Origin of the sequence: Microbacterium sp. NPDC057659 (assembly GCF_042799915.1) — a bacterium.
In the GTDB taxonomy this organism is placed as follows: domain Bacteria; phylum Actinomycetota; class Actinomycetes; order Actinomycetales; family Microbacteriaceae; genus Microbacterium.
This window is the reverse complement of sequence record NZ_JBHVHU010000001.1, coordinates 1,651,248-1,675,363: the sequence shown is the minus strand read 5'-3', so window position 1 is coordinate 1,675,363 and position 24,116 is coordinate 1,651,248. Positions and strand designations below refer to the sequence as shown.

Genomic DNA, 24,116 nt, shown 5'->3' with positions numbered 1-24,116 from the left:
GCCGTCACGCGGTGATCGCGAGCGCCCGCGCGTCGATCGCGTGCGCGAGCGGCTCGTCGGCGCTCAGGCGCACCAGCTCGTCGCGCACGGATCGCGCCAGGCGACCGAGTTCCCGCCCCATCGAACCGGCGATGTGGGGTGTGACGATCGCGTGGTCCGATGCGTAGAGCGGGTCATCCGCGTCGAGCACTTCCGGCGTCGTGACATCCAGAACCGCGAAGATCTCGCCGGCCACCACCCGCTCCGTCAGCGCGGCCTGGTCGATGATCTCGCCGCGTGCGGTGTTGATCAGAGTCGCACCGGGATGCATCAGCCCGATCCCGCGACGGTCGATCAGGTCGATCGTCGACGGCAGAAGCGGGGCATGCACGGACACGACGTCGCTGGTGGCGAGCAGCTCGTCCAGGCTCACGCGCACCGCTCCGAGATCAGCGGCCTCGGCATCCGTCAGAAAGGGGTCGTAGACGACCACCTCGAACTCGAAGGCGCGCAGCCTCTCCAGCACCAGCCGACCGACCTTGGACGCGCCGATGATACCGATCCGGTTGCCGAAGTTGCCCATGCCGGGAAACGCGGCCTCGATGTCGAAGTAGGCGCGGACCTCGCGGTAGCGCGCAGCGATCGGCAGCGCGCGTTTGCCCGCCAGCACGATCATCGCGACCGCGTGCTCGGCCACGGGCACGGCGTTGGCGGCTGCCGCTGAACTGACCTGCACGCCGCGATCGAGCACGGCCTGGGCGATGTACGGCTTGACGGATCCGGCGGAGTGCAGCACCGCGCGCAGCCGCGGCGCGGCGTCCAGCACGGCGAGATCGACGACGGGGGCACCCCACCCGGTAACGATCACCTCGACCTCGGCGAGCACGCCCAGGGCATCCGCCGAATCGAATTCGGTGAGGATGCCGCGGATCTCCGCGATCTCGGCGATCGCCGCCTGGCGCTCGGGTGGGAAGACCCGCTCGAGCGACACCGCGGACATCGCGAACGCGACGCTCAGTCGTGCAGTCATTTCACGCTCCCCGCCGAGAGTCCCGCGCGCCAGAAGCGCTGCAGGAAGATGAAGGCCACCAGCAGCGGGAGCACCGACAGGAACGAGCCGGCGATGACCAGGGTGGAGAACTCCGGGTTCTGCGGCGCCTGCGACTGCCACAGGAAGATGCCGACGCTCGTCGGGAACAGGTCGCGGTTCTGCAGCATGATCAGCGGCAGCATGAAGTTGTTCCATACCCCGACGAACTGGAACAGCGCGATCGTGACGAAGCCGGGCACGAGCATCGGCAGTGACACCTTGAGGAAGGTGCGGATCGGTCCGGCGCCGTCGACGCGGGCGGCCTCGAGCACCTCTGCGGGCAGGTAGCCCGCGCTGAAGATCCTGGCCAGATAGACGCTGAACGGGTTGCACAGCGAGGGGATGATGATCGCCCAGATCGTGTTCGTCAGACCTGATGCCGCAGCCAGCAGATACAGCGGGATCACCGTGGCGGTGTTCGGGATAAGCACGCCGATCAGCACGGCGCCGTACAGGAAACGCTTGCCCCGGAACGCGAACTTGTCGAACGCGTACCCGGCCATCACCGAGATCAGCCCGCCGACGACAGCCCCGATCCCTGCGTACAGGATGCTGTTGAGCAGCCAGCGCAGGAAGATGCCGTCATCCGTGGTGACGAGCCTGCCGAGGTTCTGCAGGAACGCGCCGCCGAACGAGAACGCGTTTCCGTCGAACAGGCCGGATGCGGTCTTCGAGACCGCGAACACCAGCCACAGCAGCGGCAGGATCATGTAGGCCGAGCCGACGATCAGAAGGCCGTTGACAGCGACGAGACCGGAGGGGCGGGACGCTGCGTCGCGGCTCCCGCCGCGACGGTTCCGGCGCGGCGGACGGATGCCGGTGGCAGGGGAGGCGACCGGAGCGGCCTGACGATCGAGGACGGCGGTCATCGCTGACCCTCCTTCGCGGTGAACCGGGTGACGAACCAGGACAGGACGGCGGCGAGCAGCGCGAGGATGATCGAGGCCGCCGCGGCCTGGGGCAGGTTGTTGCGCACGAACGCCGCTTCATAGGCCCACATGTTCGGCACCCAGGTGCTCGTGACGTTCGTGGTCACCGAGGACAGGATCTTCGGCTCGGTGAACAGCTGCAGCGAGCCGATCACCGTGAACAGCAGCGCCACGCTGATGGCCGGCCACACCAGGGGGGTCTTGATCGACAGGGCGGTGCGGATCTCGCCTGCGCCGTCGACGCGGGCGGCCTCGAGCACCTCGCGCGGTACGGCCTGCAGCGCGGTGAACAGGATGACGACGTTGTATCCGGTCCACTCCCAGACCGAGATGTTGACGATCGACGGCAGCACCAGATGCACCGAGAGGAAGTCGATGGAGATGCCACCCGCGGCGAGCACGTTCACGATCGGACTCACGCCCGGCGTGTAGAGGTAGGCCCAGATCAGTGCGGCGATCACGCCGGGGACAGCGTGCGGAAGGAACAGCAGCAGCTGGAACATCCGCCGCAGGCGCGCGGCTGCGGCATCCAGCAGCAGGGCCAGCGCCAGCGCCGCGAACAGCAGCGTCGGGACGTAGATCAGGCAGTAGAGCGCCAGACGGCCGAACCCCTGCGTGAACGTGTCGTCGGACAGCACGGAGAGGTAGTTGCCGAGCCCGACGAATTCCGTCGTCGTGGCACCGAAGCCCAGACCGCTTCGGCGCTCGACGAACAGGCTCATCCCGATCGCGTAGGCGATCGGCGCGATCATCGTGACCGCGAAGAGCACCAGGAAGGGGGTCAGGAACAGGGCTGCCGTGCGTCCGCCGGTGCCCGGGAGCGACCGTCTGGCGGAGTTCATTCTGCGATGTCCAGCCCGAGTTGCTCCAGCCCGCTGACGGTGCCGGCCTGCGTCTTGGTGACGGACGCGGGGATGGCCGGCTCGCTCGTGACGGCGTTCTTCAACGCGGTCTCGGTGACCGCGTAGCTCGGTCCCCACGCCCACGGACGCAGACCCGCGTACGCCTCGTCGAACACCTGGTAGATGTCGTTCGCGTAGTAGTCGGTCGGGGCGACGGCTTTCGCGGCGTCGTTCAGGCCGGGGTAGGCGAGGTAGGCGGTTCCGACAGCGCCTCGTGCGGTGACGGACTCCTTCGTGGTCGTCAGCCACTTCAGGAACACGGCGGCTGCTGCCGGGTTCTTGCTGGTCTTCGGGATGGCGAAGCTCGTGCCGCCGTTCAGCGAGCCGCTCGCCTTGCCGTCTTCGGTGGGGGGAACCGCCGCGATCCACTTGCCCTGCTGGTTCGCAGGCTCAGTGCGGGTCTTCAGCGCCGAGGCGCCCCATGAACCGCCCAGCCAGCCGGCCACGACGCCCTTCTGCAGATCTGAGGTCCACTCGTCGTTGAATCCGGGCTGCTTCTTGACGAGGTCCTCGTCGATCAGGCGCTGCCAGAAGGCGGCCATCTTCGTCGTGGCCTTGTCGTCGATCGTGACCTTCCACTTGTCGTCCTTCGCGGCGAACCAGGTGGCGCCGGCCTGCCAGGCCATCGGCGCCAGCTGTGGTTCGGCGGTGAAGTAGCTGGTCAGGTACGCGTTCGGGTTCGACTTCTTGACCGCACGAGCGGCCGCCTCGAACTCGGCCCAGGTCTTCGGCGCGGAGGCCACGCCCGCGGCGTCGAGCACGTCCTGGCGATACCACATGATCATCGGCGGGGCGTCGTAGGGCATCGCGTAGGTGTCGCCGCCGAGGTGCACGAGCGACCGGATGTTCTTCGGGTACTCGCCGATCGTCTTCGCCGGGATGAGGCCGTCCAGCGGCGTGAGCTGACCGGAGGCGGCGAAGTCGGTGAGCCGGTTGTACTCGATGCCGACGACGTCGGGTCCGGTGCCGGATCCGATCGCTGCCGACAACTTCGTGTAGCCGCCGGAAGCGGCCTGGGGGATCTCCTCGAACGTGACCGTGATGTCGGGGTGAGTCTTGTTGAAGGCGGCGGCCACGTCGGCCATCCCGCTCAGAGACGACCAGAAGGTGACCTCGCCCTTCGCCTTCTCGGTGCTGGTGGGTGCGGAGGCGGGGGAGGGGGCGGACGAGCATCCTGCCAGCAGCGCGCCGGAGGCGAGCAGCGCCGTGGCGGCGATCAGGGTGCGGCGCAAAGACATGTGGGGTTCTCCTTTGAATCGGGACCTTGCGGTTCCCCATCCTGAGACGTGGCGACGAGGTCACAAAGGTGAACACCTGTTATCTAACAGAACCTAACATTCAGCGCACGGTCGAATCGCGCACATACAGGGTCGGCAGCAGCGTCATCCGCACGACGGTGTGTGCAGTTCCCGGCTGTTCGCGCAGTCGGTCGAAGCAGAGGCGCAGGGCGGAATGGCCCAGCTCGTGCTTCGGCGGCGCCACTGCGGTGAGTGGGACCGCGGCGAATGCGGCCACGTCGTCGTCGTAGGCGATCACGGCGAAATCCTCGGGGATGCGCAGGCCGCGCTCGAGCACAAGGTCGGTGAACGCCATGGCGTCGGCGTCGCCGAGCAGGATCGCCGCAGTGATGTCCGCCCGCAGGCAGTCGTCGAGCAGAGCCTCGAGCTCGCTCAGCACGACACCGTCGCCCTGCGGCGGGTCGGGGAGGCGCCGCTGCAGCCGGTGTCCGTCCGGGGCGCCGATCGCCGACATGGCGCGCTCGTAGCCGGTGATCAGACCGGCCGTCGTGGCCGCATCCCGTGCCGCCAGTGCGATGCGGCTGTGGCCGTTCTCCACGAGGTGCTTGACGGCGATCTCCGCCCCGTACGCGTGGTCCGAGCGCACCCACTCCAGGCGGCCCGCGACCGCGTCGTCCACTGATCGCTCCACGATCACGACGGGGATCCGAGCGTCTTCCAGCAGCGCTTGCAGCGCGCTCGCCTGGCGGATGCTGTCGTGCGGTGTGATCATCAGGGCATCGACCCCGGCGGCGATGAGGCGCTTCGCCTGGCGTCGCTCCTCATCGGGGGAGTAGTTCGTCGCGCCGACGACGAGTCGGCAGTTCAGCTCGCGCGCGGCCTGGCTCGCGCCCCGGATCACCGCCGGGTAGTAGTAGCGGATGTTCGGCACGATCATCCCGATCGTCGCGACCGGACGGGTCATCGTTCGCCCGCCATCCGGGGCGGCCGACTGCTGCTGGGCGACCGCCGGTGAGACGGCCCCGCCGTGCACGCGGGTGATCAAGCCGCGCTCCTCGAGCGTGACGAGATCGCGCCACAGGGTCATCGTCGTCACGCCCAAGCGCTCCGCGAACGAGGAGGTCAGGAGCGAGCCTCGCAGCTCGAGCTCTCTCAGGATCGCATCATGGCGCGCTGCGGCGTGCATGTCCCCTCCCGGGCGGGTGCTGCAACAATTCCTAACACCTTAGCCCTCGACGGCCCGGCTCACCCCGACCAGCAGCGCCGGCAGCGTCTGCCGCACGAACGGTGAACCGGCGAACGACTTCTCGTCGCCGCCCGACATGATCCACGACTCGAAGGAGCGCTCGTAGGTCAGGATGACGACGCGCACGCCGAGTGCTGGCTGCCATTCGAACTCGCGGCCGATCTGCGAGAGCAGCAGTTCGAAGGCATCGAGCAGGGCAGGCAGGAACGCGCGCTCGGACTCGATGACATCCTCGCTCCGCGCACCCGTGGATGCCGCCAGCTGGCGTTCCCGCAGCCGGATGGTGAGTGAGCTCCAGTCCAGCGGACGCGCTTCGGCCAGTGCGATCGACAGAGCGAGCACGAGGTCCTCACCGTCGTGTTCACGGGCGTCGAAGGTCTCCGCCGCGGATCGCACGCGTTGTGCGCACTCCTCGATCAGCTCCAGATCGACCGCGTGCAGCAGGGCGCTGTCGGTGGGGAAGAGGGTGCGGAACGCGCCGTCCGTCAGCCCGGACTCGGCGCGCAGCTCGGCGGTCAGCGCGGCCAGCGATCCGTCCCAGGTCGGCAGCAGGATGCGGGCGAGCGTGATGACCCGCGATCGACTCAGCCGGCGGGGCAGGTCGTGGCGTCGCGACGGTGTGGCATCCGTGGTCATCCGGTGGGCATCCTCTTCACGAACGGCGGGCCGTGTGCCGGCCCGGGGTGACGCCCCTGCACTGCCGGGGCCCTCACAGAAGCGTAGTCGCGTCGTCCGGAAAGGGGCTGGCAAAGTACTGGACGGTCCAGTACTATCGCGTCATGGCGACCGATGAGGACGGACGCACGGCGCTCAAGCGCCGACAGATCACCGAGGCTGCGCTCGCGCTGTTCCTGCGACAGGGGTACGCGAAGACGAGCATGGATCAGATCGCAGCGGATGCGCAGGTGTCGAAGCAGACCGTGTACAAGCAGTACTCCGACAAGGAGACGCTGTTCCGCGAGCTGGCACTGGGCATCATCGGCGCCTCGGACCGCATCCTCCAGGTGCTCTCGGCGGTGCTGGAACCGGCGCCCGAGACCACCGCTCAGCTGCAGGACACGCTGCAACGGCTCACCCGCACCTACCTGGACTCCGTGATGCAGCCGCAGGTTCTCGCATTGCGGCGTCTGCTCATCGCCGAGGCGGATCAGTTCGCCGACCTCGCGCACGAGTACTACACGTGGGGGCCGCAGCGAGCGATCGGAGCGCTCGCCGGTGCGGTGCAGGATTGGGGGGAGAAGGGGCTCATCGACGTGACGGATGCCTCTGCCGCGGCATCCCGGCTCGCCTTCCTCACCCTGGGGCCATCGCTGGATCGCGCAATGTTCCACCCCGGCTGGATCCCGTCTGTGCGGGAGCGGAAACAGCAGGCAGCGCAGGCCGCCGAGGCGTTCCTCGCCGCGCACAGGAAGCGCACCTGACCCATCGATCAGGGCACGGAGGACAAGGAGTTCGACATGGCTGTTGCATCACAGGCGGACGGGTTCGACCGCGCCGCCGCCGTCACCCGCTCGATGCTCGGGTGGGGCGTCGTCGCGGGACCGTTCTATCTGATCTTCGGGCTGATCCTGGCTCTCACCCGTCCCGGCTTCGCGCTGAACCGCGACGCGCTCAGCATGCTGCTGCTCGGGAACCTCGGCTGGCTGCAGGCGACCAACCTCGTGCTGGCCGGTCTGATGACGCTCGTCGCCGCCGTCGGGATGCTCCGCACTCCGGCGTGGCCGCGCACGGCCGCCGTGCTCGTCGCGGTCTACGGCGTCTGCCTCATCATGAGCGCGGTCTTCCCACCCGATGCGACGGCCGACTTCCCGCCCGGCGCGGGCGGTGGCGCGTTCACCATGTCGGGGATGCTGCACCTCGTCTTCGGTGGGATCGGCTTCCTCTCTCGGAGCGGCGGCGTTCGTGGCCGCTCCGTGGCTGGCGAGGAACGCGTCGGCGCAGGCCGCGCTGTGGTCCCGGATCGCCGGCGCCGTGATCATCGTCGCGTTCGTCGCGGGCGGGGCACTGGCACGATCGCCGTTCGGGGTCGGCCTGCTCTGGCTGGCGGTGTTGGCCGGGTGGGCGTGGCTCGCACTGGCGTCGGTCGCCGCGTACCGCGCGGTGCCGCATCCGGTTCTCGCGCGGCGCTGAGGTCGCCGGTGTTCCCGTCGCTCAGCCGGCGAGCAGCTTCTGCTTCGCCAGGTCGAACTGCTCGTCGGTGAGGTCACCGGCGCGATGCAGGCGTGCGAGCCGCTCGAGCTGCGCGGCCAGCGCATCGCCGCCGGCATCCGAGATCGTGACCCGAACCCCGCCGCGAGCGGCCTGGATCAGCGTCCATCCGTCGGGGAACCGCCACAGGTGGACGGGCTCGCCCGGCTGCGGCGCCTCGAAGGGCGCGAACGTCGCGCCGGTCGCGAGCCGGTTCACGATGATCTCGCCGTTCGCGTCGGCGACGGATGCAACATAGTCGGCGACCCCGCCGGAATCGGTCTGCGAGAGCTTCGTGGCGAGGATCCGGCCGACCGTCGCCGTCGCGGTGCTGCGCGCCGCGGGGTACTCCTTGCGGAAACGGTCGTTCGCGGGCTTGCGGGAGAGCGACCGGAAGTATCCGGCCCAGAGCGGGCCGAGGAACACCCACGGGAAGATCGTCCAGATCACGTTCCAGTACCACGGGAAGAACCCGTCATGGTCCCAGGCGTTGACGGTCACGACCCAGACGCCGCCGACGGTGATCGCGATGACCAGTGCCGTCTTGAGGAGCACCTTGGGCACTGAGGTGCTGCGGCCCACCCATGCCGAGGCGTCCTGCGGCAGACGGTCGGCCGGCTCGTCGTGCGCGACGACGCGCAGCACGGCTCGAGGGTCGGCCCGACGCTTGGCCTCGAAGACGGAATCCGGCAGCGCCACGTGTTGCCCCCTCAGATCGCACAGACAGCGCCTTCCAGCGTATCGGTCGAACTCAGACCCTCGGGCGCGGACCCAGTTCGATCTCGAGTGACGCGTCCTTCGCGCCGAGGGCCTGCAGGCGCTCGACGATCGCGCGCTCGGCGCGGCGGTACGGTTCGTCGCCGCCGTGCATAAGCGAGGTGCGGTTCGCCTGCGAGAGCAGCGCCTCGAGCTCGAAGCTCAGCTGCGCGGCGTCCTCCAGGCGCGGCAGATCGCCGTCGTCCATGGCCTGCGCGACCGAGATGTCGAGGTACGAGCGCCACAGGTGCATCGCCTCCGAGATCGCGTCGTGCACGGCGCCGGGCTGTGAGGCGAACTCCGTGGAGGCGGCGAGGAAGAAGCATCCGCCGGCGAACGTGCGGCCAGCGGAGTAGTCGACCCAGGCGCGCACCAGGGCGCGCAGTCGCCGCAGCCCGCGGGGGTGGATGCGCGCCGGGTCGACGACGACCTCGGTGAAGACGCGCTTGGCATCGGCGACGATCGCCAGCTGCAGCTGCTCCTTCGACCCGAACAGAGCGGCGACGCCGCTCTTGCTGGCTCCGGCCGCTGCGGCGAGCTGGGCGATCGAGACGCCGTTCAAGCCCTCGGTCGTGGCGCGCTGCGTACCGACCGCCAGCACTGCGTGGCGAGTGCGGTCTCCTCTGGCCCGGCGACCGTCGATCACGGGGGTTGTCATGTCTCGAATATATCAGTACGATCGTCCACATAACTAAGTGAACGGCCGTACGTATTGTTTAGGAGATCCGTGATGAGTACTGTGATCCGCTCGATCGACATGCTGGCCCCCGCGCTCGCCGCGGGACTCACCTACCCGGCCTACCTCGGGCTCGGCCCCAGGCGGCCGGTGCACGAGCGCGAGCAGGCGACGCACGACGCCGCTCGCCGCGAGAGCATCATCGTCGCCGGACGACGCGTCGTCGTCTACGAATGGGGCGCCGGCGAGCGCACCGTCCTCGTCGTGCACGGATGGCGCGGCCGCGCCGCGCAGTTCGCCGCCGTCGTGCGCGAGCTGCGGTCCGAGGGCTACCGTGTCATCGGCTTCGACGCCCCCGCCAGCGGTGACTCGCCCGGTCGCCGCACCCACGTCGGCGAGTTCCGCGCGGTCATCGACGCGCTCGCCCGCCGCGAGGGCGGCTTCCACGCGATCGTCACGCATTCCGCCGGCACCCTCGCTGTCGCAGCCGCGGTGGCGGATGCCGGGATCACCAGCCGCATCGTCGCCATCGCGCCGATCCTGCGAGTGGGATACCTCAGCGAGCAGTTCGCCAGGATGGCGGGTCTCGGAGGCAGCGCGATGCGACTGCAGGAGGCCTGGTTCGCCGGCCGGCTGCGCCGCCGCGGCTACGTGCTCGACGGGCGGTACGACCTGCTGGGCGGCGCCCTCTCGCCCGGGCTCTCGGTCACGATCGTGCACGACCGCGGCGATCAGATGGCCGACATCGCCGAGAGTCGCCGGCTCGCGAAGCAGAACCCGGCACAGGTCGCGCTGATCGAGACCGAGGGATCCGGCCACAGCCGGGTGCTGGAATCGGATGCCGCGCTCGACGCCGTGCTCGAGGTCGTGCGCCGCGAGATCCCGCCGACAGCCCGGGTCCCGCGTGCGACCCGCGCTCAGAGGGTGGGTCGCACGCGGGATGCCGGGGCTCGCGCCGATCTCAGCCCCGCACGCTGAAGTTGTCGCGGAACAGGCCGTCCGGGTCGTAGCGGCGTTTGACCTCGCGCAGCCGGTCGAGTGTCGCCGCCGGATAGGCCTGCTCCAGCAGCGCGGCATCCGATCGGGACTCGAAGCTGATGTACAGCCCCTCGAAGTGTGCGGCGAGATCGTTCCACGCCCGGTCGAACGCGGTGCCGGCTCCGGACGCCGTGATCGCGAAGTTCGCGGTGCGGTGCGCGTAAGCGGTGGCGTCAGCCGGCACGTCGGCCACCGCACCGCCGACCGATCGGATCTGGAACCAGTGCGTGCCGGGGGTGCGCACCAGCACGGCGGCGGCCGCGGCCACCGCCTCGTCGAGGTGGTCCACCAGGCCGGAGCGGAACAGGGGTTCGCCCTGGCCGTCGTGCGCCGCATCCGACGCGTTCGCCATGATGTACGCGTAGGGCGCGAGGCTCACCTGCTGCCCGACCAGCGGCGCCACGTCGGCGAACGGCTGCAGGCGCTCCACGATCGTGTCCGGCACGTCGGAGTCGACGACGCCGTACATCCGCCCGATCACCTGCGCGCCCTGGGTGTGCAGGATCACGAAGATCGTCGTGTCGCGCGGTGCAGTCTCCTGCGCTCGGCCGAAGCCGGTGAGGAACCCGGCGATCTCGGAGGCGTCGACGGCCAGCTGCGCCCAGCCCACCTCGCCGATCGCGTCGGCCTCGAAGTCGAAAGCGGTCACGACGCCCATGTTCGAGCCGGCGCCGCGCAGCGCCCAGAACAGGTCCGGATGCTCGTCAGCAGATGCCCGCACGCGCGAGCCGTCCGCGAGCACGACGTCCGCCCCGACGAGATGGTCGATGGTCAGGCCGTGCTCGCGGGCGAGGAAGCCGATCCCGCCGGCGGTGGCGAGTCCGCCCACCCCGACCCCGCCGTAGTCGCCGCTGGACAGGGCCCACCCGTGCGGGGCGAGCGCCTGCGCGACATCCGTCCAGCGCGCCCCCGCGCTTACGCGCACGCGGCGCGCGTCTTCATCGAGCACCTCGATGCCGTTCAGAGCCTTGAGGTCGATCACGATTCCGCCGTCGTTGGTGCTGCGGCCGCTGATGCCGTGCCCGCCGCTGCGGATGCCGAGCGGCACGTCGCGATGGTCGCGCGCGAAGCCGATTGCATCGGCGACCTGGTCCTCCGTGCGCGGGCGCAGCACGAGTCCGGGCGACCCGGCTCGCAGGTATGTGGACTTCACGGTGCGGTACTCGAAGTCGCCGGGTTCGACGGCGTGGTCGCGCAGCGAGGCGGGGATGGCGTCGTAGTCGATGCGCGGGCTCCGAAGGGCGAGCGCTGCGGCGCTGCGTGCTGATGCCGGGGCCGTGCCGCGTCGGGCGCGCTCGGCGGCGACTGCCTCGCGCACTGCGGGGATGATCTCCTCGGCATTGCGCTGCATGGCCGTCACGTCGTCGCCGACCAGGATGAAGGTGCTCACACCGTCCTCGATCGCGAGCTCGATGAGCCGCTCGGCGGGCAGGTCGCCGCCGACGTTCAGCATCCGCCGGATCTCGCCCGGGTCGCGGCCGGCGTCGGAGGCGGCGTCGTCGATGCGTGCGTTGCCCGCGGCCAGATCTCCCGGCTTCAGATAACCGAGCGAGGGCAACCAGCCGTCCGCCTTGCGGCCCAGCAGCCGCAGCATCCTCGGTTTCAGGGCGCCCAGCCAGATGGGGATGTCGTGCGCGGGCGCCGGGCCCCGCTTGGCGCCGTCGACCGGGTAGTACTCGCCGCCGCGGAAGTGCTCGCGATTGCCGGCATCCCAGATTCCGCGGATCACGTCGATGCCCTCGTCGAGCTGGTCCACCGCCTGGCCCGGCGTCAGCCGGCGTCCGCCCATCGCCTCGATCGCGTCCCAGAACCCGCCCGCACCAAGGCCGAGATCGAAGCGGCCGCCGGAGAGCAGGTCGAGGGATGCCGCGGCTCGCGCCGTGACCGGTGCCGGCCGCAGCGGCAGATTCAGCACGTTGGGCGCGATGTGGATGCGCGAGGTCGTGGCCGCGACGAACGACATCAGCGTCCACGTGTCGAGGAACGCCGGCTGATACGGGTGGTCCTGGAACGTCACCACGTCGTAGCCGAGGTCCTCGCTCGCCTGGGCGAGGCGCACCGGCTGCTGCGCATCGCTGTTCACCGGCGTGATGAAGGTGCCGAACCGGAGCTCGTGGCCGTAGTCCATGTCGCTGTCCTCCTCTGAACTGCGCGATCCTCACCGGGTGCAACCGTTCCGGAGCGACCTGCATTTCCGGCTCAGTCCGGTCTGGGGATGCGCACGCCCTCCGCGCGCAACCGTGCTTCGACCAGCGCCGCCAGGCGCTCACCGGCTGTGCCCTCGTCCGCGCCGAAGTCGCGCACGACGCGGTATTTGGCGGCCGTATCGGAACGCGCCTGCAGCCCGGTCACGATCTTCAGCTGCGCAGGATTGGCGAGATAGTGGTCCGCCAGTTCCTCGGCGAGGGCAGGGATGCGGGGATCGTCGACGCGCCACGCGGCGGTCTCGGCCACGCGTCGGCTGAGCGCGACGAACGCCGTGTCGGCCATGGCGGTCTCCACTGCCGCGAGGTGCTCCTCGAAGGCCTCGGGCACCAGCGCCTTGGCGAGGATCAGCCCCTCTCGTGCGGCGGTGATCTCCTCGGCGGTGAAGCCGTGTGCTGGCAGTCGCTCGAGCAACGCGGCGGCCCGCTCCGGGAGCAGCGCTCTATCGCCGTCCGAGAGACGGCGGAGTGTGTCCCGGCGCGCGATCAGTTCGTCGATCCGCTCGGACAACTGCTTTTCGACGCCGACGAGCGCAGAGGAGAACTCCGCGTCGTCGGCGTCGAGCAGTGGGGCTATCTCGCTGAGGGGGACCCCCGCGCCCGCGAGCGTGCGCGCCTGCACCAGCCGCAGCAGCTCCGAGGATCCGTAGCGGCGGTAACCGGACGAGTCCCGTGGCGGCTCATCGACGAGACCGAGTTTGTGGTAGTGCCGCACGGTCTTGACGGTCACGCCGGCGAAGGCAGCCGCCTGTCCGATGGTGAGTCCGGTGCTCATCCGCCCAGCCTGCCCGATCCTCGACGCTCAGCCGCGGAACACGGCGTCGACGAGCCGCTGTCCGCCCTGCTGGAACGGGATCGCCAGGGAAAGTGCCGCGTCGTCGATGTAGTTCAGCGTCGCGGTCATGCTGCGCCGCCCGTCCGGCGTGCAGTACATCAGGGCCGCGTGGCCGGCCGCCCCGCCGTTGTGGGTGATGACGGTGCCGTCCTCGCCGAGGTCCTGTACGAAGATGCCCAGGCCGTACTCCATGCCCGGGATCGGCGTGGCGCGGGTGGTGCGCATCTCGGCGAACAGTTCGGCGGGAAGCAGACGCCCCGTGACCAGCGCGGTGAGAAACGCCTGCAGATCGCGGGAGGTGGAGATCATGTCGCCGCCGCTCGAGATCCACGACGGGTTGTGCTCCGTGACATCGACGGTGACCTGCTGCCCGTCCTCGTCGTACCGGTAGTAGGCGTGCGCGTGAGGCTCGGCGATCTCGGTCGTCGTGGACGGCGCTGACGTGCCGACCAGGCCCAGCGGGGCGATGATCAGCCGATGCATCTCCTCGGAGACGGTGTGCCCGGTGACCCGCTCGATGATCAGCCGGACGATCACGTAGTTGGTGTTGGAGTAGCTCCAGTCGGTACCCGGCTCGAAGCGCGCCGGCTTCGACAGGGCCAGTCGCACCAGGTGTTCGGCGGAGTAGGTCGTGAACCGGTTGTCCACCCACTCCTTGCCGGCGGTGGTCGCAGCGATGCCTGAGACGACCGTGCCGTCGGGGTAGTACTCGCCGGTGAAGTTGAACACCCCGCTGGTGTGCTGCAGCAGCATCCGCACCGTGATCCGCGGGTCGATGCCGAACTCCGGCAGGTAGTCGGCGGCGGGCGCGTCGAGCGAGATCCGGCCCTCACCCACCAGTTGCAGCGCGAGCGCCGCCGTGAAGGTCTTGGTGTTGCTTCCGACGCGCACATGCCCGTCGACCGGCGGGAGCGCGTCGCGGCCGATCTCGCTCACGCCTGCGGCACCGGTCCAGTCGCCGTGCTCGTCGTGCACCCGCAGGGTGATCCCGGTGATGCCCGACGCGACGATGTCGTCGAGGATGCTCTGCAGTTCAGGGCGGTCCTGTGCGGAGGTGGTCGGGGAGGTCTGGGGGATGGTCATCGTACTTCTCCTTCTCGGTGTCGGCCGCCGTTCCGGTGGCGCTGCGGCGAGTGTGAACCCTGACCCAAGGTCAAGCTCAAGGGGAGTTCACGAGAGATCTTTGTATTAGTATCTGCGTATGAGTGCAGATAAGCGGCAATGCGGATACACCCCGGACAGCTCGTTCGTCGAGCTCGCCGTCGAGGTGTTCGGGATGCTGGCCGATGCGACCAGGGTGCGCATCATCCTCGCCCTGCAGGACGCCGGCGAGTTGTCGGTGAACAACCTCGCCGAGATCGTCGACAAGTCCCCGGCAGCCGTGTCGCAGCACCTCGCCAAGCTGCGCCTCGCCCGCATCGTCTCAACCCGGCAGGACGGCCAGCGGGTGTTCTACCGGCTCGAGAACGAGCACGCCTCCGAGCTCGTCGCCTCGGCGATCTTCCAGGCCGAGCACTCCCTCGGGGGCGTGCCGCGGCACCACCACGAGGAGCGGGCAGGCGCATGACCGCGACGCACACGCACGCGGAGCACGGCCACGGGCACTCGCACGATCACGGGCACGAGCACGGCCACTCGCACGGCCACGATCACGCGCACGAGCACCCGACCGGGTTCAAGGGATTCCTCTACGGTCTGTTCGTGCCGCACACGCACGACGCCGCCGACTCGATCGACGACGCCATGGAGGCCAGCAGCGCCGGCATCCGCGCTCTGAAGGTGAGCCTCGTGCTGCTGCTGCTCACGACCGTGCTGCAGGGCGTCGTCGTCGCGTTCAGCGGGTCGGTCGCGCTGCTCGCCGACACGATCCACAACTTCTCGGACGCGCTCACCGCGGTGCCCCTCTGGATCGCGTTCGTGCTCGGCCGCCGCGCGGCATCCCGTCGCTACACCTACGGATTCGGCAGGGCGGAGGACCTCGCGGGCCTGTTCATCGTCTTCGTCGTCGCGCTCTCCGCCGTGGTCGCCGCCTGGCAGTCGATCGATCGCATCCTGCATCCGCAGCCACTGGACAACCTCGGCTGGGTGATCGCCGCCGGCGTCATCGGCTTCCTCGGCAACGAGGCCGTCGCGATCTACCGCATCCGCGTCGGCCGGCGCATCGGGTCGGCGGCGCTCGTCGCCGACGGCGTGCACGCCCGCACCGACGGGTTCACCTCTCTCGCGGTGGTCATCGGCGGGATCGGCGTGCTGCTCGGCTTCCCCCTGGCCGACCCGATCATCGGACTCGTCATCTCGGCGGCGATCTTCGTGCTGCTCATCGGCACGGTGCGCAGCGTGGGCCGACGGCTGCTCGACGGTGTGGAGCCCGAGCTGGTCGACCGCGCCGAGCACGCCATCGAGCACGTCGACGGCGTCGAGCGCATCGAGCGGCTGCGGCTGCGCTGGGTCGGGCATCGTCTGCAGGGCGACGCGGTCGTGGTCGCCGCGGCCGGGCATCCCGATGTCGCGGCGGACGCCGAGCGCAGCGTGCGCGCGCACCTGCCCAACGTCGACGACTTCATCGTCGGGGTGCGCGCTCAGCTGCCCTGAGTCAGCTACCGTACGGCGCGAGGGCGAACCGGCCCCAGGCCACGAAGATGAAGGCCAGCATGTAGGCGGTGTCGCCGGCCAGGTAGGCCCATTCGCTGCGGCGGAACCGGGTGGTCGCGGCACCCGACATCAGCAGCGCCAGGCCGCAGGCTGCGATCGGCGAGAGGATCGGCAGGACGCCGACCAGCGGAGGCAGGACGAGCCCCGCGACCCCGATCAGCTTGATCGTGCCGATGGCCTTGATCTTGCCGGCGCTGAAGTCGTCGACCCAGTGCTGGCTCGGTGCGATGGCGCGGTAGCGTGCCTTGGTGAGCAGGATCTGGCTGGCGCCGCCGGTGCCATAGGCGAGGGCGAGTGCTCCGGTGAGAATCCACAGTGCGATGTTCATCTGCTTGCCTTTCTCGTTACGTCGGCCCCTCGGGGCTCGTCACAGTGATGACGGATGACACCGACCGGAGGTAACCGAGATGGATGAGAACGAACTCGCCGCCGACTTCGAGCAGCACCGCGCACGGCTGGTGGCTGTGGCCACGAGAGCTCTCGGTTCGCGGGCGGATGCCGAGGATGCCGTGCAGGAGACCTGGTTGCGGCTGGCCGGCCACGACGGCGACGAGATCGAGAACCTCGCCGGCTGGCTGACGAGGGTGATCGGGAGGATCTGCATCGACATGCTGCGCCGACGCGCGACGCGCGGCGAGCAGCAGCTCGACGACTGGTCGCGCGTTGAGCCGGTCGTCACTGAAGACCTCGAGCTGCCGGAGGATGCCGCGGAGACGGCCGACTCGCTCGGACTGGCGCTGCTCGTCGTGCTCGAATCCCTGCGTCCGGAGGAGCGTCTCGCGTTCGTGCTGCACGACATGTTCGCGGTTCCGTTCGCCGAGGTGGCGACGATCGTCGGCACGACGACGGATGCCTCGAAGATGATGGCGAGTCGCGCTCGCCGCAAGGTGCAGGGCACTCCGCGCCCGAACGGCGGACTGCGTCAGCGGCGCGCGGTCGTTGACGCGTTCCTGGCAGCGGCGCGGGGCGGCGACTTCGACGCGCTGCTGGGGCTGCTCGATCCGGATGTCACGTGGCACCGGCACACGCCGAGGGGCCACACTGTGCGGATCGGCGCCAACGAGGTGCTTGCGGCCGTCCGCCGTGGCGATCCCGACCGTCTCGAGGCGCGTCGGGTGAGCGTGAACGGCGAACCGGGCATCCTGGTCTGGGGCACGAACGGCAAGCCGATCTCTCTGATGCTGTGCACGGTGGCCGATGGCCGCATGATCGACATCGTGTCGATCATCGACCCGGCACGGCTCGCGACGATGCACCTGCCGGCGCGGACCGCGGGAGCATGACAGGGGAGGGGCGCATGAGTTCGTACTGGGAGCAGGGAGGGCTGCGAAGGCAGCAGCCGGTGGTCGCGGTGCGTCCGAACGACGACGCCCCGCCGCCGAGCGGAGAGTGGCCGACCAGCATCCCGGCTGTGGCGCAGGTGCTGCAGGACGGGATCGACCTCGACCCGGGCGTGACGTTCCTGGTCGGCGAGAACGGCAGCGGCAAGTCGACCATCGTCGAGGGGATCGCGATCGCCTATGGTCTCTCGCCCGAGGGTGGTTCGCGGCAGGCGCGGCGCAGCACTCGACCCACCGAGTCGCCGCTGTCGGACTGGCTGCGCATCCAGCGCGGGGTGGGCGCCGACCGCTGGGGTTTCTTCCTGCGTGCGGAGACGATGCACTCGTTCTACACGTACCTCGAGGAGAACCCTTCGACCGGGCTGCCAGACGTCCCGTTCCATGAGATGAGCCATGGTGAGTCGTTCCTCGCGCTGCTCGGTTCACGTTTCTCGGATCCCGGCTTCTACTGCCTCGACGAGCCGGAGGCCGCGCTGTCGTTCGGGTCGACGCTGAGCCTCATCTCGGTGCTGCAGCGCATCGTCGCCGACGGCGGCCAGGTGCTCTGCGCCACGCACTCACCGGTGCTCGCCGCGCTCCCCGGCGCCCGCATCCTCGAGGTCGGGGAATGGGGGCTGCGCGAGGCGGAATGGGGCGACCTCGAACTGGTGCGGCACTGGCGCTCCTACCTCGACGAACCGGGCCGCTACCTGCGGCACCTGCTCGACTGAGCGCCGGTGCTCAGTGTGGATGACCGGCGCAGCGGGCCTTCCGGGGTTACCTCGCCGACGAGCCGCCGATCGTGACGTGTGCCAGGGCACGCTGCGCGGCCTCGCACGTGACGGCCCCGTGACTCGTCGTTCGTGCGGCGGGGTCTCGTCGAAGGTGGAGCATGAGCTCACCGAGGCCGTTCGCACGCTGATCGCGGCGGGGCGACCGGTCCCCCCAACCGGGGCGTCATCGCCGACCAGCACGCCGAGCGCGACATGTGCCACGGCCGCGTTGCGCGGCCTGGGCGCGAGGGCGCGCTGGTCGCGGGCGATCGAACGCAGGGAGTCGACAGCCGACGCGTGCGCGCACACGGTGCGGAAGCCGCGTCTGATGCCGCGAAGGCGGTGGCAGCGGGTGAGGCTGATTCCGGTGCGAGGAGCGCCCTCGAGCTTCAGCGTCGGAGGACGCGGATACGCTGAGAAAGGCCGGGATCACCTCTTGTCATGCTCGTAGATATGTTCTATGGTAGATGTGTGAACGAGGTGTCGAGATTCGAAGAGCGGGACGCTCTTCTCGATGCCTGGGCTGCGTGCCGGCGCGAGATCGACCAGATGGAGGCGCGGGCCGCTGAACTGCTCGCTGCGCGCCAGGTGCTGTTCGACGCGGATGTCGCGGAGCACCAGTTGGCGCGGGAGTCGATCCATCGGTCGATGATCGCGGAGTTCTCCGCGACGGGGCACCTGGCCAAGGGCACGGTGGAGTCGGCGTTCGCCGCGGCGCGGGCGCTCACCGATCATCACCCGGCCGTGCTGGACGCGCTGCGGGACGGCCGGATCACGATCGGGCACGTCCGTCAGATCGTTCGGGCAGCCGAGGCGATCGATGAGGCGGTCCGCAACGGCGCGGTCGACCCGGCGATGACGGCGCTGTTCGATGCCGCAGTGCTCGCGTTCGCCGAGATGGACTCCCCGGCGCGCACCGGGACGCGTGCCCGCCAGCTCGTGGCAGCGCTGCTGGGTGAGACGGCGCGGGAGAGGCATGAACGGGCGGCGTCGGAGCGGTGCGTGCAGATCGTGTCGATCGAGGACGGCCTGGCGCGCCTGACAGCGGTGCTTCCTGAGCACCTCGCGTTCGCGATCTGTGATCGGCTCGACCAGCTTGTCCGTGAGGTCGTGCGCGCCGAGAAGGCCGAGAGCGCCGAGCCGGCGGCGAGCGACGAGGCGTCCGATGCCGGATCGTCGGATGCTGGAGCCGCGATCGATGACATCGACGACGGCGACGATGATCTCGCCGAGGAGAACGACGCCGGATGGGCGGATCGGCTGCCCGATGACCCCGACTCGATCGAGGAGTTTCTTGCCCGGGTGGAGGCGTTCCTCGCCGCGGAGTCCGTCGGCGGCCCCGGCGACGGGCCGGCCGACGTGGGCCGTCCGTTCTTCGGGCACCCCGACGACGAATGGTTCCCCTCCGACCCCGAGCCGGCCGAGGACCTCCTCGCCCGTATGGATGCCTGCCTCGCCGACCTGAACCGTGACGACGACGCGCACCGTGCCGGCGAGCGCACGCTGGATCAGATCCGCGCTGACCTGTTCGCCGACCTGCTGCTCGGCGCCGACCCGACCGAGCTCTCCGGCACCGGGCTCGACGGCATCACCGCCCGCATCCAGGTCACGGTCGCCGCGGGCACCCTCGCCGGAGCCGACGACCGGATGGCCGAGATGGACGGGATCGGGCCCGTGCATCCCGACGTCGCGCGGGAACTCGCCGGCCGAAGTTCCGGATGGGCGAGGCTCTTCCTAGATCCGACCGGCATGATCGTCGAGACCGATGCCTATTCACCTACCGACGGCATGCGCAGATTCCTGCGCGCCCGAGATCAGCACTGCCGATTCCCCGGATGCCGCAGACCCGCGGCCTCATGCGAGATCGACCACAACCACGACCATGCCCTCGGTGGGGCGACCGCGATCGACAACCTCGCGCACTTCTGCGCCGCGCACCATCAGCTCAAACACCCCTCGGTGCCCGAACGGTTCCGATGGACCGCGCGCATCGCCACCGACGGCGCCGTCATCTGGACCGCGCCCGACGGCCGCGACTACACCGACGCCGCACCCCGCCGGGTCATGTTCGTCTGAGCCCACCAGCCCGGGAACGAGTGTCCCCGCTCAGACGTGATGCGCCCAGGCGGCCGAAGTGTCGGAGACCCCGATTACGCTCGAGCCATGACCTCGTTCGGCCTGCTCGAGAGCCCCGTCGGCGTGATCGGCGTCGAGAGCGACGGCGCCTCGATCACCCGCGTCACCTGGACCACGAGCATCCCCGCATCCGGCGGCGACCCCCTGCTCAGCGCAGCGCTCGAGCAGCTCGACGCCTACTTCGCCGGCGAGCTGGCGGCCTTCGACCTGCCGATCGGCCTGGGCAGGCAGACGTCGGTGACCCGGGCGGTGCTCGAGACGCTGCACGACACGGTCGGGCACGGCGAATCCGTCACCTACGGCGAGCTCGCCGCGCGCAGCGGCACCGACGTTCCCGCCCGCGCGATCGGCTCGATCATGGGAGCGAACCCGATCCCGCTGATCGTGCCCTGCCACCGGGTCGTGGCCGGCGACGGACTGGGCGGCTACTCCGGCGGCGCACCGGGTGAGGGCCTCGCCACCAAGCGCTGGCTGCTCGAGCACGAGGGCGTGCTGCCCCGGTCGTTGTTCTGAAGGTCAGGCGCCGGCGGCCTTCCGCACCAGGTCGGTGACCTGCTGCCACGCCTTCTCGGTCGGATCCTGCATCGCGAACGCGGACGGCCACAGTCCGCCCTCGTCATCGAGCGCAGCACGTGAGCTGAACCCCAGGGTCGAGTACCGGTCCTTGTCCAACTGGCCGCTGCGGAAGAACACCACGACCTTGCCGTCCTTCGCCCAACCGGGCTGGCCGTAGTACAGCCGCGGCGCGAGCCCGGGCGCCGCGGCGGCCACGATCTCGCTCAGCCGTTCCGCCATCTGCCGGTCGCCGCCCGGCATCTCGGCGATCTTCGCGAGCTGGTCGGCCTTCTCGGCCGCGGCCTTACCGGCCTCCTTCTCGCGCTTCGCCTGGAGCTTCAGCTCCTGCGCGCGCTGCTTGACCGCCGCGCGCTCCTGCGCTGACAGCCCGGCGTTCGTCGTCTTACCGGCCATGTCGTCCTCCGTCTCTGTGAAGCACGCTACGGGAACGGCGCTCCGGGGTGTTCTCGATTCCTGATCAGTGCCGGTGGTCCTCGCTCTGCAGCCACTCGTCGAACGTCATGCGCCCCTCCATCCGAGCATCCGTGCCGCGCAGCGAACCCGAGGCCAGCCCGGCGCCGTAGCGTCCTGGCAGGCGCACCTCGAGCACGCGGCGGCGAATGCCGTCGTGCGCGAGCTGGCGTCTGGCGAGATCGGCGAGCACCTCATCGCACGGTCCGACGAGATCGGTGGCGCGCCCGGCGGGCGCGGCCTCGGCGACCGAGGCCAGGTGCGCCCCGACCTCGCGGGCGGCGACGGGGCGCATCAGCGTCTTCGGCATCAGCGCGACCGGCCCGCGCATTGCGGAGAGCAGCTGCCCGGCGAACTCGTGGAACTGTGCAGCCCTGGCGATCGTGTACGGCACGGCGCCTGCGGCGACGATGCGCTCCTGGGCGAGCTTTCCCGCGTAGTACGAGGCGTCGATGTCATCGATGCCGACGATCGACAGTGCCACGTGGTGGCCGACGCCCGTGCGCTGCTCGGCGGCGAGCAGGTTCCTGGAGGCGGTCTCGAAGAACGCGCGCGCCTTCGACGCCGACAGCGTCGTCGTGTTGCTCGTGTCGATCACGACGTCGACACCGGTGAGCGCGTCGTCCAGCCCGCTCCCCGTGATCAGGTCGGCGCCCGTCGAGCGCGCCAGTACCACGACCTCGTGTCCTCGATCCTGCGCGGCGGCCACGACGTGGCGCCCCACGGTTCCCGTTCCTCCCGCGATCGCGATCCGCATCGCGCACCTCCTCGTCCTGCCGCCGTGCGCGGCCTCACCAGAATGTCGTGGCAGAGACCCGAAATGTGACACACGCCGCCGCTACGCTCGGGGAATGCCTGCGCCCCGGCCCTCCGACGCCATCATCACCGCCTTCGGCGCGGACCCCGCGGCGGCGCGGCTTCTGCCCGGAGGGCGAGGGACCACCTGGCTCGCGGGCGACGTCGTCCTGCGCCCGATGGGCGATCCCGTGGAGGGGGACTGGCACTCGGAGGTGCTCGCGACGCTCCCGCATGACACAGGATTCCGCACCGCCCGGCCGATCCGCTCGACGAGCGGCGCCTGGAGCATCGACGGCTGGGAGGCCTGGACCCGGATGCCCGGCGCGGCAGACGAGACCAGGGTGCTCGACGTCATCGCCGCGGGCGGCGCGTTCCACCGCGCGATCGCGCACCTGCCCCGTCCCGACTTCATCGATGCTGCGGACGATCCGTGGTCGCGGTCGGACCGGATGGCCTGGCAGGAGGAGCCGCTCCTCGACGACCCCATGCTGAACAGGATCAGCGACGCACTTCGCCCCGTGGCATCCGCTTCTCAGCTCATCCACGGCGACCTGCTCGGCAACGTGCTGTTCGCCGACCCGGAGCCGCCCACGATCATCGACTGGGCGCCGTACTGGCGCCCGGTGCGCTGGGCCGCGGCGATCGCCGTCGCCGACGCGGTGTGCTGGCACGGCGTGTCGCTCGATCTGCTGGAGACGGCCGGCGACGACCCGGACTGGCCGCAGCTCGTGCTGCGCGCCCTCGTCTTCCGCATCGCGACGCTGCACCTGGCCGGCTGGTGGAACGAGGCGATGCGCGAACGGCACGAGCCCGTGGTCGCCGCTGCGCTCGCGCTCGCTGCGCGGTAGCGGTCAGAGCACGAACCGCAGCTTGTCGGGATTGCACACCTGACGGATGCCGCGGATGCGGCCCTCCGCGTCGAACTCGAGCGCGAGCACATCGGTGCGGCCGGAGTGGGTGAGAGCGATGGCCGGCTCGCCGTTCGCGTCGAGAATCGCGACCGAGAACGGATGCTCGGGGTCGTGCGCGATCGCCTTCTCGGTGACGCCGAGGAAGAAGCGGCGCACCTTGTCGGCGCCGAAGATCGGGTTCAGAGCCGCGCGCACGCGACCGCCGCCGTCGCTCCAGAGGATCGCGTCGTCGGTGAGCAGGTCCAGCACGGCGGAGATGTCGCCGCCCTCGATCGCCGTCACCAGGTTCGCGAGCGCGGCGGGGTCGGCGGGCGGCGCCTCGGCAGCATCCGCGTCGTCCGGCGAGATCCGCAGCCGGCGCTCGCCACGCGAGATCAGCTGCCGCACGGCGGCGGGGGAGCGCTCCAGGATCTCGCCGATCTCGACCGCCGACATCCCGAACGCGCGGTGCAGCACGACCGCCGCGCGGGCGTCGGGTGCGAGCTGCTCGGCGAGGTGCAGCAGTGCGATCGAGAGCAGCTCGCGGTCGGCCACCGCGTCCTCGGGCAGCCGCGAGGTGGCGACCGGCTCTGGCAGCCAGTGCCCGGTGTACTCCTCGCGGGACGCGGCCAGCGAGCGCACCCGGTCGATCGTGCGACGTACGCACACCGTGGTGAGCCAGGCCGGCCAGGAGCGCACCCGCTCTCCGGCGCGCTCCTCGTTCAGCGCCTCGATGGCCACCTCGGAGACGACGTCCTCGGCATGGCCGAAGTCGCCGAGCATCCGGTACGCGATGCCTATCAGCCGCCCCCGCTCCGCCTCCCAGGCGCGGGTGGCGGGGGTGGCTGCGAGGGTCATGCCCCCTAACGTAGCCGGGCCCTCAGACGATCGGGTGCTTGTCGTCGATCGGCGGTGCCATCGCCGTCGCGATGGCGATGCGGTTCCAGACGTTGATGGTGCTGATGGCCATGACGATCGCGCCCAGCTCGCCCTCGTCGAAGTGCGCCGCGGCGGCATTCCAGACCTCATCGGTGACCGTGTCGGGGCCGAGCTTCGTGATCGCGTCGGTCAGCGCCAGTGCGGCCAGCTCCGCCTCCGAGAAGAAGCCGCGCGCATGCTGCCAGGCGCCGACGGCGTGCAGCGTGCGCTGCGGGATGCCGCGGTTCGCGCCGTCGGTCGCATGCATGTCCACGCAGTAGCCGCAGCCGTTCAGCAGCGAGGCGCGCAGCTTGATGAGCTCGTACAGGCGCGGCTCGACGGCCTTGCGCGAGTACGCCTCCATGCCGATCACGGCCGCGTAGCCGAGCTTGTTGGTCCTGGACATGTCGATCCTGGTCATCGTCGTTCCTTCCGGAGCCGGTCGTTGCGGCTCTCACTGAAGGTGTCGGATGACGGGAGTGAAGTGTGACAGGAGATTCAGGGTTTCAGGAGTCCGGGTTGTG

26 protein-coding genes are annotated in these 24,116 nt (G+C 69.9%); 10 read left to right on the top strand and 16 right to left on the bottom strand.

The window, feature by feature from the left end; all coding sequences use genetic code 11:
* Window positions 1-4 precede the first annotated feature (4 nt).
* From ACFVAE_RS07940 to ACFVAE_RS07915, 6 genes are all read right to left on the bottom strand, one after another.
* Window positions 5-1,009, bottom strand: a complete 1,005-nt coding sequence (locus ACFVAE_RS07940; protein WP_378890043.1) for a hydroxyacid dehydrogenase — start codon at window positions 1,007-1,009, stop codon at window positions 5-7.
* The gene (locus ACFVAE_RS07935; RefSeq protein ID WP_378890040.1) at window positions 1,006-1,938 is read right to left on the bottom strand and encodes a carbohydrate ABC transporter permease; all 933 of its coding nucleotides are present in this window, start codon (window positions 1,936-1,938) and stop codon (window positions 1,006-1,008) included. The genes ACFVAE_RS07940 and ACFVAE_RS07935 overlap by 4 nt, the downstream gene beginning before the upstream one ends.
* On the bottom strand, window positions 1,935-2,840 hold the full coding sequence (locus tag ACFVAE_RS07930; protein WP_378890038.1) for a carbohydrate ABC transporter permease: 906 nt from the start codon (window positions 2,838-2,840) through the stop codon (window positions 1,935-1,937). Before ACFVAE_RS07930 ends, ACFVAE_RS07935 begins: the two co-directional genes overlap by 4 nt.
* Complete coding sequence (locus tag ACFVAE_RS07925; RefSeq protein WP_378890036.1) at window positions 2,837-4,138, bottom strand: ABC transporter substrate-binding protein; 1,302 nt, start codon at window positions 4,136-4,138, stop codon at window positions 2,837-2,839. Before ACFVAE_RS07925 ends, ACFVAE_RS07930 begins: the two co-directional genes overlap by 4 nt.
* 100 nt (window positions 4,139-4,238) lie before the next feature.
* Window positions 4,239-5,324, bottom strand: a complete 1,086-nt coding sequence (locus ACFVAE_RS07920) for a substrate-binding domain-containing protein (RefSeq protein ID WP_378890034.1) — start codon at window positions 5,322-5,324, stop codon at window positions 4,239-4,241.
* Window positions 5,325-5,363: 39 nt separating this feature from the next.
* Entirely contained in the window at window positions 5,364-6,020 is a 657-nt protein-coding gene (locus ACFVAE_RS07915) for a hypothetical protein (RefSeq protein ID WP_378890031.1), read from the bottom strand.
* 143 nt (window positions 6,021-6,163) lie between these two features.
* Between ACFVAE_RS07915 and ACFVAE_RS07910 the strand changes: the two genes are divergently transcribed.
* Window positions 6,164-6,805, top strand: a complete 642-nt coding sequence (locus ACFVAE_RS07910) for a TetR/AcrR family transcriptional regulator (protein WP_378890029.1) — start codon at window positions 6,164-6,166, stop codon at window positions 6,803-6,805.
* 36 nt (window positions 6,806-6,841) lie between these two features.
* Window positions 6,842-7,585, top strand: coding sequence for a DUF998 domain-containing protein (locus ACFVAE_RS07905; protein WP_378890027.1), 744 nt, complete (start codon window positions 6,842-6,844; stop codon window positions 7,583-7,585).
* On the opposite strand, the gene ACFVAE_RS07900 is transcribed toward ACFVAE_RS07905, so the two are convergent.
* Window positions 7,536-8,270, bottom strand: coding sequence for an SHOCT domain-containing protein (locus tag ACFVAE_RS07900; RefSeq protein ID WP_378890025.1), 735 nt, complete (start codon window positions 8,268-8,270; stop codon window positions 7,536-7,538). The two genes, ACFVAE_RS07905 and ACFVAE_RS07900, sit on opposite strands and share 50 nt — an antisense overlap.
* Window positions 8,271-8,322: 52 nt before the next feature.
* On the bottom strand, window positions 8,323-8,985 hold the full coding sequence (locus ACFVAE_RS07895; RefSeq protein ID WP_378890023.1) for a TetR/AcrR family transcriptional regulator: 663 nt from the start codon (window positions 8,983-8,985) through the stop codon (window positions 8,323-8,325).
* Window positions 8,986-9,057: 72 nt separating this feature from the next.
* Here ACFVAE_RS07895 and ACFVAE_RS07890 point away from each other — a divergent pair, with 72 nt between their 5' ends.
* Window positions 9,058-9,981, top strand: a complete 924-nt coding sequence (locus ACFVAE_RS07890) for an alpha/beta hydrolase (protein WP_378890020.1) — start codon at window positions 9,058-9,060, stop codon at window positions 9,979-9,981.
* Here the strand turns inward: ACFVAE_RS07890 and ACFVAE_RS07885 are convergent.
* The 3 genes from ACFVAE_RS07885 to ACFVAE_RS07875 form a co-directional block, all read right to left on the bottom strand.
* Entirely contained in the window at window positions 9,965-12,169 is a 2,205-nt protein-coding gene (locus ACFVAE_RS07885) for an LLM class flavin-dependent oxidoreductase (RefSeq protein WP_378890018.1), read from the bottom strand. The two genes, ACFVAE_RS07890 and ACFVAE_RS07885, sit on opposite strands and share 17 nt — an antisense overlap.
* Window positions 12,170-12,240: 71 nt before the next feature.
* A complete protein-coding gene (locus ACFVAE_RS07880; protein WP_378890015.1) occupies window positions 12,241-13,020 on the bottom strand; it encodes a MerR family transcriptional regulator in 780 nt (259 codons plus the stop codon).
* A gap of 27 nt (window positions 13,021-13,047) precedes the next feature.
* The gene (locus tag ACFVAE_RS07875) at window positions 13,048-14,163 is read right to left on the bottom strand and encodes a serine hydrolase domain-containing protein (protein ID WP_378890013.1); all 1,116 of its coding nucleotides are present in this window, start codon (window positions 14,161-14,163) and stop codon (window positions 13,048-13,050) included.
* A 118-nt stretch (window positions 14,164-14,281) separates the two neighbouring features.
* Here ACFVAE_RS07875 and ACFVAE_RS07870 point away from each other — a divergent pair, with 118 nt between their 5' ends.
* Both ACFVAE_RS07870 and ACFVAE_RS07865 read left to right on the top strand, forming a co-directional pair.
* Window positions 14,282-14,647, top strand: coding sequence for an ArsR/SmtB family transcription factor (locus ACFVAE_RS07870; RefSeq protein ID WP_378890011.1), 366 nt, complete (start codon window positions 14,282-14,284; stop codon window positions 14,645-14,647).
* On the top strand, window positions 14,644-15,672 hold the full coding sequence (locus ACFVAE_RS07865; RefSeq protein WP_378890009.1) for a cation diffusion facilitator family transporter: 1,029 nt from the start codon (window positions 14,644-14,646) through the stop codon (window positions 15,670-15,672). The genes ACFVAE_RS07870 and ACFVAE_RS07865 overlap by 4 nt, the downstream gene beginning before the upstream one ends.
* Before the next feature lies 1 nt (window position 15,673).
* On the opposite strand, the gene ACFVAE_RS07860 is transcribed toward ACFVAE_RS07865, so the two are convergent.
* On the bottom strand, window positions 15,674-16,060 hold the full coding sequence (locus tag ACFVAE_RS07860) for a DoxX family protein (RefSeq protein ID WP_378890007.1): 387 nt from the start codon (window positions 16,058-16,060) through the stop codon (window positions 15,674-15,676).
* A 79-nt stretch (window positions 16,061-16,139) separates the two neighbouring features.
* Here ACFVAE_RS07860 and ACFVAE_RS07855 point away from each other — a divergent pair, with 79 nt between their 5' ends.
* The 4 genes from ACFVAE_RS07855 to ACFVAE_RS07840 all read left to right on the top strand — a co-directional run bounded on the left by ACFVAE_RS07855 (window position 16,140) and on the right by ACFVAE_RS07840 (window position 20,473).
* Entirely contained in the window at window positions 16,140-17,015 is an 876-nt protein-coding gene (locus tag ACFVAE_RS07855; RefSeq protein WP_378890005.1) for a sigma-70 family RNA polymerase sigma factor, read from the top strand.
* Between the two features lie 14 nt (window positions 17,016-17,029).
* Window positions 17,030-17,782, top strand: coding sequence for an AAA family ATPase (locus ACFVAE_RS07850; RefSeq protein WP_378890003.1), 753 nt, complete (start codon window positions 17,030-17,032; stop codon window positions 17,780-17,782).
* A 513-nt stretch (window positions 17,783-18,295) separates the two neighbouring features.
* On the top strand, window positions 18,296-19,900 hold the full coding sequence (locus ACFVAE_RS07845) for a DUF222 domain-containing protein (protein ID WP_378890001.1): 1,605 nt from the start codon (window positions 18,296-18,298) through the stop codon (window positions 19,898-19,900).
* An 87-nt stretch (window positions 19,901-19,987) separates the two neighbouring features.
* Complete coding sequence (locus ACFVAE_RS07840; protein ID WP_378889999.1) at window positions 19,988-20,473, top strand: methylated-DNA--[protein]-cysteine S-methyltransferase; 486 nt, start codon at window positions 19,988-19,990, stop codon at window positions 20,471-20,473.
* Between the two features lie 3 nt (window positions 20,474-20,476).
* Here ACFVAE_RS07840 and ACFVAE_RS07835 read toward each other — a convergent pair whose 3' ends face one another.
* Window positions 20,477-20,929 carry a DUF1801 domain-containing protein gene (locus tag ACFVAE_RS07835; protein ID WP_378889996.1) on the bottom strand — a complete coding sequence of 151 codons (453 nt, stop codon included), beginning with the start codon at window positions 20,927-20,929 and terminating at the stop codon, window positions 20,477-20,479.
* Window positions 20,930-20,993: 64 nt separating this feature from the next.
* A complete protein-coding gene (locus ACFVAE_RS07830; RefSeq protein ID WP_378889993.1) occupies window positions 20,994-21,743 on the bottom strand; it encodes an SDR family oxidoreductase in 750 nt (249 codons plus the stop codon).
* A gap of 94 nt (window positions 21,744-21,837) precedes the next feature.
* On the opposite strand from ACFVAE_RS07830, the gene ACFVAE_RS07825 reads away from it, so the two are divergent.
* Window positions 21,838-22,632 (top strand): TIGR02569 family protein, encoded by a 795-nt coding sequence (locus ACFVAE_RS07825; RefSeq protein WP_378889991.1) that lies wholly within the window; start codon window positions 21,838-21,840, stop codon window positions 22,630-22,632.
* A gap of 3 nt (window positions 22,633-22,635) precedes the next feature.
* On the opposite strand, the gene ACFVAE_RS07820 is transcribed toward ACFVAE_RS07825, so the two are convergent.
* Window positions 22,636-23,532 (bottom strand): sigma-70 family RNA polymerase sigma factor, encoded by an 897-nt coding sequence (locus ACFVAE_RS07820; RefSeq protein ID WP_378889989.1) that lies wholly within the window; start codon window positions 23,530-23,532, stop codon window positions 22,636-22,638.
* 22 nt (window positions 23,533-23,554) lie between these two features.
* Entirely contained in the window at window positions 23,555-24,013 is a 459-nt protein-coding gene (locus ACFVAE_RS07815; RefSeq protein WP_378889986.1) for a carboxymuconolactone decarboxylase family protein, read from the bottom strand.
* Window positions 24,014-24,116 lie beyond the last annotated feature (103 nt).